This window comes from Arenibacter lacus, assembly GCF_008711145.1.
GTDB lineage: Bacteria > Bacteroidota > Bacteroidia > Flavobacteriales > Flavobacteriaceae > Arenibacter > Arenibacter amylolyticus.
The window spans coordinates 19,977-34,033 of sequence record NZ_VVIN01000008.1 but is presented as its reverse complement, the minus strand read 5'-3'; the positions used below and the strand labels follow the sequence as shown (position 1 = coordinate 34,033).

Genomic DNA, 14,057 nt, shown 5'->3' with positions numbered 1-14,057 from the left:
TAGTCAAATTTAAAAAATTAAATGAGAATCTTAGGATTTTAGTGAGATGCATCCTGGGCAGCTGCTACAACAAGGGCTGCAGCTTTCTCACTAGCACCCCCGCCTCCCAATTTTTTCTCCAAACTGGCATAGGCTTCCAGTTGCCGCTCTCTATGGGGCCCTTCCAAGATAAGGCCTAGTTCCTTTATTAGGTTCTGCTGGTTTAGGTCGCCCTGAATAAGTTCTTTTACCACCTCCTTATCCATAATTAAGTTTACTAATGATATAAATTTTAAGGTAATGATTCGTTTCGCAATTTGATAGGAGATCCAGTTGGCTCTATAACACACTACCTGTGGAACTTTAAATAAGGCGGTTTCCAAGGTGGCGGTCCCACTGGTGACCAAGGCGGCATGCGATATGCTAAGAAGGTCGTACGTCTTATTAAAGACCACCCCAACCTGAGACGATTTTAAAAACGGCTGGTAAAAATCGGGTTCCAAACTAGGGGCACCCGCTATTACAAATTGATACTCGGGGTACTGCTTGGTTACGGAAAGCATTAGCGATAACATTTTCTGTACCTCTTGCTTCCTACTGCCGGGCAGAAGGGCAATAATAGGTTTCTTTCCGTCCAAATTATTTTGGTCCCTAAAGGTTTCATTGGCAGTTCTGGGGAGTTCGCCAATGGCATCTATAAGAGGGTGGCCCACAAAATTTACCGGGAAATGGTGCTTGTTCTCATAAAAATCCTTTTCAAATGGAAGGATGACGTGCATGGCATCTATATCCCTTCTTATTTTTTTGATCCTTCCTTCCCTGGAGGCCCAAATTTGAGGGGAAATATAATAGTGGGTAGGGAATCCTTGTTCCTTGGCCCATGCAGCAATGCGCAGATTAAAACCTGAGTAGTCTATAAATACAATAATATCAGGGTTATATTGGGAGATGTCTTCCTTGCAAAAGGCAATGTTTTTAAAAATTTGATTGATATTGGCGATGACCTCAAAAAAGCCCATAAAGGCCATTTCCTTATAGTGTTTTACCAAAGTGCCCCCGGCCTGTTGCATTAAATCGCCTCCCCAACAGCGGATATCGGCATCGGAGTCTTTGGTCTTTATTGCTTTAATCAGGTTGGACCCATGCAGGTCCCCAGATGCCTCGCCGGCAATGATATAGTATTTCATAGGTCTTGTTTAGTAGGATAGCCGTAGTTGTTTTGTTATTGCAATAGGCCGTTTATATATCTATGAGATCTTATAATATAAAATTAGAAAGGCGGTCATTAAGGTAGCGATCAACACCCCGCGAGCCCGGTAATCCCTTTTTATTTTAAGGAAGCCAAAAAAGGCCGCAAGATTTAGGACGGCGCCTAAGGCTAATAGACTTCCTACATGTCCTTGCTGGACTGCCATACTATAGGTTTCGGCTATGCCATAGTCCGAAAAAATAAGGATATATAGTAAGGTGCCAAAGGTATTGGCAATGATTCCTACTATAAATCCGATAAGTATTTCTTTTTTAATCATGCAGTTTCCAGTTATTTAGGTTCTGTATGGCATGGTAGGCCGTAAGATCAAACTGCGTAGGTACTACGGAGATATATCCCTGGGACAGGGCAAATTCGTCCGTATCCTCCCCATTGTCCAACAACTCAAACTCTCCAGTTAGCCAATAGTATTCCTTGCCATTGGGGCTGGTTCTTTTGTCGAACTTTTCCTTCCAATTGGCCCTGGCCTGCCTACATACCTTAATGCCTTTAGGTGCGTCTGCAGTTGTCTTGGGAATATTCACATTTAACACCACCCCTTTTGGTATCCCATGGTCCAAGGCTTGCCGTACAATTTGTTGTATTGCCTCCTTGGCTGGTTCAAAATTAGCATTCCACCCGTAATCACAGAGCGAGAAACCGATGGCTGGGATGCCTTCAATTCCCGCTTCTATAGCAGCACTCATGGTGCCGGAATAGATTACATTGATGGAAGAATTGGAACCGTGGTTAATACCGCTTACGCATAAATCCGGTTTTCTGTCTAATAACTCCCTCAATGCCAATTTTACACAGTCTGCCGGGGTTCCACTACAACTGTATTCGGCCTTAGCTCCATCATGGGTGTCTACCGTTTCTTCTTGTATATACAAGGTGCTGTCTATGGTTATTGCATGCCCCATCCCAGATTGGGGACTGTCCGGAGCTACTACAATTACATCACCTATTTCCTTCATAAAGCGTATCAACGCCCGTAATCCCGGGGCGGTAATTCCATCATCATTGGTCACTAAAATCAAAGGTTTTGCCATAGTATATAATTATGTTCACAAAAATACGTTTTTAAAATGTTATGGATCTGCCCTGCTCTACCACTTGTGGATGAATGGCCCTAAAAATACACTAGCTCCCCCTAGTTTTTTTAAAGGTGGAGTATTGGGTAGGATTGTGATATTAACAAAAGATTAATGGCAGTTATGCAACAAGTGGCATGATTTTTTCCTTATTTTATGCAAAATGGTATTTGAAAAGGGTTTTGAAATATAAATCTTGGTTAACAGCAGCCGTTTGATTAATTTTAATAGAATATATTAAATCCTGGCATGTGGGAATGAGACCCATGGTGGGGGTAAATTAAAAATGAATAAATGAAAAAGAATTTAGCCTACGCATTGTTGATAATGCTGATTGCGGTTAGCTCATGTAGTTTTACTAATAAAATTGACAAATCCTTTGATACGGACGATAAGGATAAATTATTGCTAGACCTTATTACCTATGTATTGGAACGGGGGCATTATCAGCCTACGGACATCGATGACAATTTTTCGGCAAAGGTTTTCAAGAATTTCTTTGATGTTATTGATCCTACGAAACGCTATTTTTTGGAAGCAGACATTCAGGAGTTCGAGAAGTACAAATTCCAGATAGACGATCAGATCAAAAATACGGACCTCTCCTTCTTTGAAATGGTTTATGCCCGACTGATGAAACGAATGGAGGAAGCGAAGGGGATCTACAAGGAAGTGCTTAGTGAGCCCTTCGATTTTGACGCTACGGAAAGTCTAGATATCGATTATAAGGAACAAGGCTACGCCACTTCGCGAAAAGAATTAAAGGAGCGCTGGAGGAAGCAATTGAAGTATGCCACCTTGGGCAACTATCACTCCAAGCTAACAGCGCATGAGGTAGATGCCGCTACCAATACACAACAAGAAGGGGAGGAAGTAGATGTTTTTGAAGAAGAAATAGAAACTTCAAAACCATTGACTCCTGCCGAAGCCGAAGCGGAGGCGAGAGAAAACACCCTAAATACCTTGGATGATTATTTCGATTTTGTTGCCGACTTACAGCGCAAAGATTGGTATGTACAATACTTGAATACCATTGTGGACGTATTTGATCCCCACACTTTTTATTTTGCCCCGGATGACAAGGAGAAGTTTGACACTAGTATGTCTGGAAAATTTGAAGGAATTGGTGCCCGCTTGCAGAAGAAAAGAGATCAGACCAAGATTGTAGAGGTTATTTCCGGAGGTCCGGTATGGAGAGATCAGCGATTGGAAGTAGGTGACGAGATTCTAAAAGTGGGGCAGGATGGAGAAACACCAGTAGATATTGTAGGCATGCGCTTAGATGATGCCATTAAATTTATTAAAGGCCCCAAAGGAACCGTGGTAGATCTTACCGTTAAAAAGGTAGATGGATCTATTGTAGTTATCTCTATAACCCGTGATGTAGTAGAATTGGAAGAATCCTATGCCAAATCGGCCAAGATTATTAGGGATGACCAGAAGTTTGGACTAATTAATTTGCCAAAATTTTATGTGGATTTTGAAGACTACAACCAAAGAAACGCCGCTACAGACGTGGCCAAGGAAGTAGAGCGCCTAAAAGAGGCAGGTGCTCAAGGGCTAATCTTGGACCTGCGCGATAACGGTGGGGGATCTTTAAAGACAGTAATAGAAATAGCCGGACTCTTTATTGAAAAAGGACCGATTGTACAAGTGAGGTCTACCGGAAAAAGCCCTGAGGTGTATAATGATAGAGACGCCCGTATCCAATGGGATGGTCCTCTAGTTATCCTGGTAAATGAATTGTCTGCTTCGGCATCCGAAATTTTGGCTGCTGCAATGCAAGATTATAAAAGGGCCATAGTAATAGGAAGCGAACAAACTTTTGGGAAGGGAACTGTTCAAAATGTAATTCCCTTGGAAAATATAGTTCGCAGTAACGAGCATGGTGATTTAGGAGCTATAAAACTTACCACTCAGAAATTTTATAGGATTAATGGCGGCTCTACCCAATTAGAAGGGGTAAAGAGCGATGTAGTGGTGCCAGATAGATATAGTTATATAGACCTTGGAGAAAAAGATCAGGAAAACCCATTGGCCTGGGACAAAATTGCTCCTGCTTCCTATACTCCCTTGGAAGGATATATAGACTATGAGACTACTGTTGCCAAGAGTATGGAACGAATGGCGCAGAATGAACAAATTAAATTGATTGAAGAAAATGCCAGATGGATTAAAAAAGGGCAAGATGAGAATGTAGTTTCGTTAAACTATGAGGACTTTAAAAAGGAATTGGAACTCAATAGAGAGAAAGCCAAGTACTTTAAAAAGATCTCCGACTACGATTCAAAGCTTACCTTTAAATCGCTCCAATACGAGCAGGACCTATTTGCACAGGACTCCGTTTTGAAGGAGAAGCGTATTCGTTGGCATAAAAATCTTGCTAAAGATGTTTATGTAGAAGAAGCGGTAAACGTATTGCAGGATATAATAAAGGATTCCATGGAAAAATCTAGATTGGCCAGTATAAAAGGCTAAATCATTTAGGATATCCCCTTATAAGGAAACACCCTTTACCTATTGTTGGTAAGGGGTGTTTTTATTGTATTAGCTTTATGATAAAGCTCGGAATCATACAACTGCCAATAATCGTCATTTGTACGCAAGAGCCAATGAAACGTGGTGGGTTAGGAACTGCAGGAAAGCATGGAACAACCAACTTTGTTGCGTGCCCAATCGGGTCGCTTAGCAAACCATTTTTCTGCTTCCTTTTGCTCACCATAAGGGTCTAATAGTAATTGATACATTTCTTCTACTAAGGAGTAGTCTCCTTTTTCTGCCGCTTCTATGGCCAATTGGGCCATATAATTCCTAAGGACGTATTTGGGATTTACGCTATTCATTTTCTTTCTTCTTTCGTCATTGGATAGGTCTTCCCGTTGCAGTCTTGCCGCATAGGCTATAAACCATTCTTTCCATGTTTCGGTAAACCCACCGTTAAGCTCCTGAGGTAGATAGAAAGCATCTTTCACCATGTCTAAAAACTTGTCAGAAATGGTTTCTTCCTTATCTATATAGCTGAGGTTTCTAAAAAATATAGTCATATCCGTTTCGGTCAACTGTAGGTTTTCCTCCAGGGCATTTAGTAGTGAAGTATCTTCTTCCGCATCTGAATAAAGGCCAATCTTAGATTTCATCATCGCTAGATACTGTTTTTGATAGGCATCTTTATACCCCTCCAATATGGCTTCTAGTGGGGCTGCTTCTTCTATCAATGGAAATAAGGAGCTAGCAAGCCTATACAGATTCCAAAGCCCAATATTGATCTGGTTTCCATACCTATAGCGTTTTTCACCCCTGTCCGTAGTATTGGGTGTCCAACCCTCATCGTAGCCCTCTAGCCATCCATAGGGGCCGTAGTCTATGGTTAAGCCCAAAATGGACATATTATCTGTGTTCATTACCCCATGCACAAATCCAACCCGTTGCCAATGGATCAGCATTTCCAAGGTTTTATCGGTCACTTCTTTAAAGAATTGGATGTATCCTTCCTTACTCCCCAGTGCTATATGTGGGTAGAAGTGTTTGATGGTGTAATCGGTCAATTTTTTTAGGGTGGCCTTGTCGTCCCTAGCCATTAATATTTCAAAATTCCCAAAGCGTAAAAAAGAGGGAGCCACCCGGCATACTACTGCTCCGGGCTCATATTCTGGATGCCCGTTATAAAGAATATCCCGCAGTACCTTATCTCCAGTTTCGCATAGGGACAACGCCCTAGTTGTAGGGACGCCCAAGTGGTACATGGCCTCAGAACATAGGTATTCCCTAATGGAAGAACGGAGCACAGCCAAGCCGTCGGCATTTCTGGAATAGGGGGTTTCCCCTGCCCCTTTAAGTTGTAGTGCCCAGATCTTGTTTTGGTATTCCATCTCAAATAAATTGATGGCCCTTCCGTCACCTAATTGTCCCGCCCAATTACCAAATTGATGTCCTCCATAGCACATAGCGTAGGGGGTGGTGTTGGGTAGCACGGCGTTCCCAGAGAAAATTTGAAGGAAGTCGTCAGTTTGTAGGTCGGCTTCCGTAAGGCCTAATTCCTTGGCCAATACCGGAGAGGCATGCACTAAAGTAGGATTAGAGGTTTTCCTGGGGGTTACATAGGAAAAACATTCCTTTACGGGTCTTCTAAAGTTTTCTAATATGGGATCTGCTGGCAGTTCCTTGGTGAAAGTATCTTTAATATTAAATTTCATAGTGTCTATTAATGTGTTGTCCATAAGGGTGGAGCTACTCAATAATGTTGCTCCATTTCTCACTCCTTCTGGCTACGGTGCGTATATAGGAGCAAACGGCTTTGGCGCGGTAACCTTCTTTGGTCAGTTGCTCAAAAGTCTGCTCAACCAATTGCTTTCCATAACCCTTTCCCCTAAGGTGATAAGGTACTTCGGAATAGGTTAAATACATAGTGCCATCCCTAAGTTGATAGTCCACCCTAGCTTCTTCGCCTTGGATATCCAAAGTAAATTGTTGCTTGTCCTTGTCGTGTTTTACCGTCATATGCTATTTTTTACTGTTTTATAAAGACTTGCATGGGGCTTGCTTCATTTTAAAGTTGAGATGTAATTCCTAAATGAAATCAGAAAATACAACCCTGTTTTCCTCATTAATCAATATTATCCAAGGGGTACCACCAGTACGATAGTTGGTCATCACCTTGGAGATGGAATGGGTACTTTCATCACCGGGGTCGTGTCCAAATGGAATCGCTAATCCATATTCCTTCTGGGTTTTTATCATATTGTCATAGGTATTCTCTTTATGCCCTTCAAAAACGGTCTGTATAGCCAAAAATAAGATGTTTTTCTGGTCTCTCTTTTCGTTAATCATCCTTTTTAGCGAAGGGAAACCCCGGCTATGGCATCCTTTGCACCAGTATTGGAAACAATAGATAACCTTAAATACCTCCGGATAATCGGATAGTAAAATCGGTGCTGTTGGCTTTCCAGCGGCATCTACCCATTGGTTTACTTCCAATTCCTTTGCTGTAACGATACGGGCTGACTCCCTTTCTTTTCCTTCCATAACTATATACTTTTCCTTAAAGGGGATGTACCCCATTGTTGTATCAAGGTAGGCAGGAAAGGATCTAATGGAAATGCCTAATAGTTTATCGATGCCGATACTTTTCAAGGAATATCCCCCAACTATTGTTTATAGGGACTAATCCCTACTAAAGTGGGATGGATACCCTAGACCCTCGTCTTTTTTAGCTTATCGGCATGTGCCTGACGCAATTTCGCCAATTTAGGAGTGATCACTGCACTGCAATACCCTTGGGTTTTATTATTACGATAATAATTTTGATGCTCTTCTTCCGCCTCGTAAAAGATGGAAAGTGGACTTATTTCGGTGACTATGGGTTGGGAATAGAAAGGAGCCATTTTTTGTATAACTGCTTGCGCCACCTCCTTTTGTGCTTCGTTATGGTAATAGATTACGGAACGATATTGTGTTCCCACATCTGCTCCTTGCCTATTTAAAGTGGTGGGGTCATGGGTGGTCATAAAAATAACCAACAAATCCTGATAGGAAATAAGCTTCGGGTTAAAGGTTACCTGCACTACTTCTGCATGCCCCGTTAGGCCAGAGCAAATTTCCCTATAGGTAGGTTTCCCCGGGGCATTCCCTCCAGAGTATCCCGATATTACTTTTTCTACTCCCGCTACTTCTTGGAATACCGCCTCTACGCACCAAAAACAACCACCTCCAAAAGTGGCTAATGCCAAACTATTATTTTTCATTGGATACTCCTTCCTTTATTAATTTCATGGACTCAGAATTTATGCAATACCTCAATCCGCTGGGTTCCGGGCCATCGGGAAACACATGTCCTAAATGGGCGTCGCAGCTGTTGCAAAGTGCCTCTACCCGGATCATCCCATAGGAGGTGTCTTTATGATATTTAACGGCGTTCTCTTTTATAGGTTGTGTAAAACTAGGCCATCCGGTACCCGAGTTAAATTTTATGGAAGAATCAAACAAGGGGGTTCCGCAACAAATACAACCGTAAACACCCTCATCGTAGGTGGTACATAATGCGCCGCTGTGCGGGGGTTCCGTACCTTTGTTTCTGGCAATTCTAAATTGTTCAGGGGTGAGAAGGGCTTTCCATTCCTCCTCGGTTTTTTCTATCCTTTTTTCCGGGCTAGGATTCCCTTTAACACTAAAATTAATTATATCTCTCCAGGTTAACATGGTGTATTGTCTTTCTTTATAATTATTATTACTACTTTAATATCCTACAACCTAGGACGCTTGAGACGTACTAAAAAGTGCAGCCCCTCATTGTTCTAAGTCCATATAGTAGTCGTATTTTAAGTGGGGAGCTTACACTATTAGATAGTCCGCCACCTAAGTTTGGGTTAATTGTAATATATGAATAAAATTAGGAAAAATAAGATCATTTATACCCTCTTAATGATTCTTTGTATAGTGGGGTTTTGGTGGTTTGATACTTATTATTCACCAGCCAGTGCTACTAGGACAACGACTTATATGGCGCCAGAAACAACGGTGTCCAAAGATTATTGGCCCAGCTCTAGTACGGGGGCGGTGGTGCATCACAATCATTATATGTTGTCTTATAGTGAAAAACACGAACAGGCAGAGTGGGTTGCCTATCGGGTAGATAGGTCCCATATTACCCAGGACGATAGAACGCGGCCTTATTTTATTCAGGATCCCAAGGTGAAAACAGCTTCTGCAGATTGGAGAAATTACAAGGGGTCTGGGTATAATCGTGGGCATTTGTGCCCTGCTGGGGACAGAAAGTTTACGCAGGCTGCCTATGACGAGACCTTCTACACCAGTAATATTAGTCCGCAACATCCGGATTTTAATGGGGGCGTGTGGAATAGGTTAGAGCAGCAAGTTCGGCGCTGGGCTAAGAGGGAAGGCCCACTAACCGTAGTGACGGCAGGGGTCCTAAGGGGAAATTTGCCCACCATAGGAAGGGAACAAGTGGCTGTGCCCCAATATTTCTATAAGATAGTAGCAAAAGGGGAAGGGGAGGCCCTTAAGGTAATAGCCTTCCTTATCCCTAATGAGAAAACGGACGTAGGTCTCAAGCGTTTTGTAGTGCCGGTGGACCAAGTGGAGGAATTAACAGGGATCGATTTTTTTCAAGGCGTGCCAAGTGAGCTGCAGGAAAAGCTGGAGGCGACCGTGAATACAAAGGCTTGGAAATTTTAACCCAATTCGTTCATTCTATTGGCGTCCAATTTAAGGAAGACAAATAGTAAGGCGGTAAAGAACACCAGTCCAGATCCTCCATAACTAAAGAAGGGAAGTGGAATCCCTATAGTGGGTAATATACCTATTACCATCCCGATGTTTATAAAATAATGGATAAACAGGATGCAGATTACCCCATAGCCGTACATTCTGCTAAAGGGGTTCTTTTGTCGTTCTGCCAAGAAAGCCAATCGAAGGAGCAAAAGGGTAAATATAATGACCACCGAAGAAGTCCCTACAAAACCCCATTCCTCACCTACAGTACTAAATATATAATCGGTGTGTTGTTCCGGTACAAAGTTGCCTTTGGTGCGGGTGCCCTGCATAAAGCCCTTCCCAAAAAATCCTCCAGATTCTATGGCTTTTTCAGATTGATGGGTGTTATACCCTATCGTACGCTGAATTTCATTCATTTTCCTAGGGTCCTTTTCCAAACGTAGCCATAGGCTAAATCTATCTCTATGGTGCTGTTTTAACACGGTGTCGTAAACAAAATCAACAGAAAGTGAGAATAGGATAATTGCCAAATAACTTAGTACTATAGGTAGGAGGGGAACCTTAAAGGATGGTTTCTTTAATAGCATAAATAAAGCTAACGCCAGTCCAATTCCTATTATCAACCATACGGTGCCAAACATAAGCGTGGTAATAAAAATAACAATTACGGTTGTTCCAAGACCCAAATAGTATAAAGGCAATCCCTCTCTGAAAATTACAAATGCCAAGAAGAAGAAGGTTAGTGCGCTTCCAGGGTCGGGCTGCAGAAAGATAAGCGCTGCAGGGATAAGTATAATTAAAAAGGCGTAAAATTGATCTTTTAGACGCTTTATATCTGTTTGTATGTCGTTTAAATACTTGGCCAATGCCAATGCCGTAGTCATCTTGGCAAGCTCTGCTGGCTGAAGGTTAAAGAAACCGAGGTCGTACCAAGCGGTAGCCCCATTAATGGTGCGCCCAAAGGGATAGAGGCCCAGTAGGAGTACTATGGAAGCCAGGTAAAAGATGGTGGCAAAGCGTTCGTAAAAGCTAGCTTCAAGGCCAAGGATAATAACAATAGTTACTATGCTTGCTCCAAAAAACAGTAATTGCTTCCCGTAGAGGGTATAAAAATTGAATACTGAAGGGTAGTTCTCGTCAAAGGCGGTGGAATAAATATTAATCCAGCCCATAAAAACTAGGGAAAGGTAAAAGATTATACTAATCCAATCTAACCGTCTTACTGTACTTCTACCAGGCACGCTCGTTTATTTTAAAAGGTTTACCACTATAGGGCTTGGCATATTCGTGCTCCAATGTTTTTTCTAGCATTCTTTTCTCAAGATCTTTCCTACTAATTTCCCCATTCAGATATTTTTCAATCATTAAGGTGGCAATATGTCCTGCATACCGACTTCCAAAGTAACCATTTTCTACATATACCGCTATGGCAATTTTGGGATTGTTTACAGGTGCAAAGGCCACAAATACGGAGTTATCCGTCAATTGGGTTCTTACTCCGTTAATTCTTGTAAAGTTTTCCACGGTTCCGGTCTTTCCTGCTATTTCCAAGTCTTTTACTTGGAGCCATCTGGCCGTCCCCTGTTTATAAACATCTGCCATAGCCTGAATTACAGGCTCAAAATGACGTTTGTCTATGGTGGTGTGTTTTGCTTCCGTGAATTTTGGATTTGAAATGTTTTCGGAACCTATCTTTTTTAATATGTGAGGGGTATAATAATACCCTCGGTTAGCGATTGCCGCTGTCATGTTGGCCAGTTGGATAGGAGTGGTCTCTACTTCTCCCTGTCCTATAGCATTCGATATAATATAGGTGGGTGCCCATCTATTAGCCCCGTATACCCGATCGTAATATTCTCTACTGGGGATCCGTCCCGGTCTTCCCGTTGGGAGGTCGTAGCCTAAATAAGTACCCAAACCAAAACTTTTCATATGCTTTTCCCAAGCTTCTTGTCCCTCGCCGGTACTATTGAACTGATCGTAAAATCTTCTAAAGACTCCAGCGGAAAAAGCATTACAAGACCGGTAGAGGCCTGTATGTAGGTTGCGCAAACCACCTCCACAATGGCAGCCTCGTTTTCTTCTTCCCACAAAGAATCCGTTGTAACATTGAATGGTAGTTTCCGTGGTAATGGCACCCTCCTGAAGTCCTACCAAAGCATTTAAAATTTTAAAGGGAGATCCAGGGGCTTGGGATGCCAGCAAGGCTCTATCAAAAGTGGGCTTGGAAATACTGTCGTAATGCAGCTTACTGTAATTTCTAGACCGCTCGCGTCCTACTAAAATGGATGGGTCATAGCTGGGTCCTGAAATAAGGGCCAATATTTCCCCGGAACTGGGCTCCAAGGCCACAATTCCTCCGTGTTTCCCTACCATTAACTTTTCGCCGTATTCCTGGAGAGATTTATCCAAAGTAACCGTAATCTGTTGCCCTTGTATCGGCAGGGTGTCCAAAGCACCGTCCTTATAGGGACCAATATCCCTATTAAAACGGTCTTTCTGAATGTATTTTACTCCCTTACGGCCTCTTAATATTTCTTCGTATTCCTTTTCTATCCCCGTTGTTCCTTTTAATTCTCCGGCAGCATAGGAAGGGTTTTTCTTTAAATCCCATGGGTTCACTTCGCTGATATATCCAAGGACATTGGCGCCACTATTGGTATCATAATAACGTAGCGATCGCTTTTGAATATAAAAGCCTTCAAACCTTCTCATTTTTTCCTGAAGCCTACCATAATCTTGTTTGGAAAGTTGGGGAACCAAAACCGAGGGAAGTCTTGGGGAGTAGGTGCGGGCCCTTTTCAACTGTTGTATAAAGTGCTCCTTGTCAATGCCCAGTAGTCCACAAAATTCTAGGGTATCTAGCGGTTTTACATCACCGGGTATCACCATTACGTCGTAGGCCGGTTGGTTGGCTACCAACAATTCACCGTTTCTATCATAGATGTACCCTCTTTCTGGGTAATCGTATACTGCTTTTATGGCCGGATCTTCCAATAATTGGTTTGGGGAGAAACTAAATATTTGCAGATAGGATAATCTGCCTATAAAAGTTAATCCCGCCAATAAGATTATTGAGGATAACAGTATCTTTCTCATCGCTTTTTAATACTAAAAAGTGTCCGCAGTAGCAAGCTTATTACCAAGGTGGCCAATCCCGTGAATAAAACTTTTTTCAAAATTAGCAGAGTATTTCCTAAACTGAAAATTTCCAGGGAAAAGAATATCAAATGATGTATAAAGATCAATAAGGTTAGAAATACTATTTGTTGTGCTTGGGTGGTACTGGATATTCGGAAGTTTTGAAATTCTAGATTAGAGCCAAAACAAAAGCGCATAATGGCTGGACGTAAATACGCAATGGTTACGGTGGCCGCTGCATGTATGGCCATGGTGTCTGAAAACCAGTCGACCATAAGGCCTAGCAAAAAACTCCAAAGTATAAAGAAAGCCCGCTGGTCGTTTATGGGGTACCAGTATAGGAAAAGTAGATACACCATGGGGTTTATATAACCAAAATAATTCAGATTATTGAACACCAGGACCTGTACTATAATTAATAGTAAAAATCTAATAACAATAAAAAGGGCGTTATTACTAATCATTACCTACTTTAGATTCTAGTTCTATGATTTCTTCTCGTTGGTTGTTTTTAATGATGTACACGTTCTTTACCGTGGTCATGTCATTAAATAATTTAACATCTATTTGGTAGGAGCTATGGTTAGGGTTCACCTCAAAATGCGCTATTACGCCAATGGGAATGTTTTCTGGGAAAATACTGGAGCTTGCACCGGTAACAATGGTATCTCCTACTTTTAAGGGTACTAGTCGCTCTATATCCTTTAATTGCACGGTACGGTAGTCTTTGGTGTCCCATACCAAGGAGCCATAATGATTGGTGTTCAGGATTTTTGCATTAATCCTAGACCTCACATTTAAAATGCTCTGTACCATTGAAAAGTTTTTGGAGGTGTGCTCTACAATACCAAGAATCCCCTTGGAGGTAATAACCCCCATGTCTATTTCCAATCCGTCTACACGGCCTTTGTCCAGGGTAATATAGTTTCTCGGTAGTGAATAGCTATTCTTTATAATCTTGGCAGCAGTTACGCTGTAGGTAATTTCGGTGCTATCTAGAGGTTTTGGTGGTGCTTTTTCCAGATTGTATAACTGTTGGCGAAGCCATTTGTTTTCTTCCACCAGTTTTTCGTTTTCTGTTCCTAGGCTAAAAAAAGAGGAAATACTGTGGGTAGATTCGTAGACATTGCCGGTAAGCCAATTGGCCGAATTAAAAAACTTGGAATGGTGGTAAGAGCGTGCTCTTACGGTAAATACCAATGCTATGGTCAATAAAAATACATAGAGCAGGAAGTTTTTATATTTTAATATAAAATTTATAATCTGCTGCATGTGCTAGAATTAATTTATCGAACCTTCATTAGTAATTGGTGAATTATTGGGTAAAGGTTGGTTTGGATTTATTTGTGGATTATAGGAAGCTC

14 protein-coding genes are annotated in these 14,057 nt (G+C 41.8%); 2 read left to right on the top strand and 12 right to left on the bottom strand.

The genetic code is table 11. The annotated features are described in order from the left end of the window. Positions 1-38: 38 nt before the first annotated feature. The 3 genes from lpxB to surE are packed head-to-tail and all read right to left on the bottom strand — an operon-like array spanning position 39 to position 2,280. A complete protein-coding gene (lpxB, locus tag F1E73_RS04610; RefSeq protein ID WP_150451233.1) occupies positions 39-1,166 on the bottom strand; it encodes a lipid-A-disaccharide synthase in 1,128 nt (375 codons plus the stop codon). A 60-nt stretch (positions 1,167-1,226) separates the two neighbouring features. Then, positions 1,227-1,508: a hypothetical protein gene (locus F1E73_RS04605; protein WP_086475950.1), complete on the bottom strand. Its 282-nt coding sequence runs from the start codon at positions 1,506-1,508 to the stop codon at positions 1,227-1,229. Beyond that, a complete protein-coding gene (surE, locus tag F1E73_RS04600; RefSeq protein ID WP_150451232.1) occupies positions 1,501-2,280 on the bottom strand; it encodes a 5'/3'-nucleotidase SurE in 780 nt (259 codons plus the stop codon). Before surE ends, F1E73_RS04605 begins: the two co-directional genes overlap by 8 nt. Positions 2,281-2,616: 336 nt before the next feature. Between surE and F1E73_RS04595 the strand changes: the two genes are divergently transcribed. Then, positions 2,617-4,800, top strand: a complete 2,184-nt coding sequence (locus F1E73_RS04595) for a carboxy terminal-processing peptidase (protein ID WP_086475952.1) — start codon at positions 2,617-2,619, stop codon at positions 4,798-4,800. 149 nt (positions 4,801-4,949) lie between these two features. Here F1E73_RS04595 and F1E73_RS04590 read toward each other — a convergent pair whose 3' ends face one another. The 5 genes from F1E73_RS04590 to msrB form a co-directional block, all read right to left on the bottom strand. After that, positions 4,950-6,515, bottom strand: a complete 1,566-nt coding sequence (locus F1E73_RS04590) for a protein adenylyltransferase SelO (RefSeq protein WP_150451231.1) — start codon at positions 6,513-6,515, stop codon at positions 4,950-4,952. Between the two features lie 34 nt (positions 6,516-6,549). Continuing rightward, positions 6,550-6,819 carry a GNAT family N-acetyltransferase gene (locus tag F1E73_RS04585; protein ID WP_150451230.1) on the bottom strand — a complete coding sequence of 90 codons (270 nt, stop codon included), beginning with the start codon at positions 6,817-6,819 and terminating at the stop codon, positions 6,550-6,552. A 69-nt stretch (positions 6,820-6,888) separates the two neighbouring features. Then, positions 6,889-7,344: a peroxiredoxin family protein gene (locus tag F1E73_RS04580; protein ID WP_150451229.1), complete on the bottom strand. Its 456-nt coding sequence runs from the start codon at positions 7,342-7,344 to the stop codon at positions 6,889-6,891. A gap of 167 nt (positions 7,345-7,511) precedes the next feature. Further along, positions 7,512-8,063, bottom strand: coding sequence for a peptide-methionine (S)-S-oxide reductase MsrA (gene msrA / locus F1E73_RS04575; RefSeq protein ID WP_150451228.1), 552 nt, complete (start codon positions 8,061-8,063; stop codon positions 7,512-7,514). Beyond that, positions 8,053-8,517 carry a peptide-methionine (R)-S-oxide reductase MsrB gene (gene msrB / locus F1E73_RS04570; protein WP_150451227.1) on the bottom strand — a complete coding sequence of 155 codons (465 nt, stop codon included), beginning with the start codon at positions 8,515-8,517 and terminating at the stop codon, positions 8,053-8,055. Before msrB ends, msrA begins: the two co-directional genes overlap by 11 nt. Positions 8,518-8,697: 180 nt before the next feature. On the opposite strand from msrB, the gene F1E73_RS04565 reads away from it, so the two are divergent. Then, the gene (locus F1E73_RS04565; RefSeq protein WP_086475957.1) at positions 8,698-9,513 is read left to right on the top strand and encodes a DNA/RNA non-specific endonuclease; all 816 of its coding nucleotides are present in this window, start codon (positions 8,698-8,700) and stop codon (positions 9,511-9,513) included. Here F1E73_RS04565 and rodA read toward each other — a convergent pair. The 4 genes from rodA to mreC are packed head-to-tail and all read right to left on the bottom strand — an operon-like array spanning position 9,510 to position 13,965. Continuing rightward, on the bottom strand, positions 9,510-10,793 hold the full coding sequence (rodA, locus tag F1E73_RS04560) for a rod shape-determining protein RodA (protein ID WP_086475958.1): 1,284 nt from the start codon (positions 10,791-10,793) through the stop codon (positions 9,510-9,512). The genes F1E73_RS04565 and rodA overlap by 4 nt on opposite strands. Next, complete coding sequence (locus tag F1E73_RS04555; RefSeq protein WP_086475959.1) at positions 10,783-12,651, bottom strand: peptidoglycan D,D-transpeptidase FtsI family protein; 1,869 nt, start codon at positions 12,649-12,651, stop codon at positions 10,783-10,785. The genes rodA and F1E73_RS04555 overlap by 11 nt, the downstream gene beginning before the upstream one ends. Next, a complete protein-coding gene (gene mreD / locus F1E73_RS04550; protein ID WP_086475960.1) occupies positions 12,648-13,157 on the bottom strand; it encodes a rod shape-determining protein MreD in 510 nt (169 codons plus the stop codon). The genes F1E73_RS04555 and mreD overlap by 4 nt, the downstream gene beginning before the upstream one ends. Then, positions 13,150-13,965, bottom strand: a complete 816-nt coding sequence (gene mreC, locus F1E73_RS04545) for a rod shape-determining protein MreC (RefSeq protein ID WP_150451226.1) — start codon at positions 13,963-13,965, stop codon at positions 13,150-13,152. The genes mreD and mreC overlap by 8 nt, the downstream gene beginning before the upstream one ends. Positions 13,966-14,057: the final 92 nt, after the last annotated feature.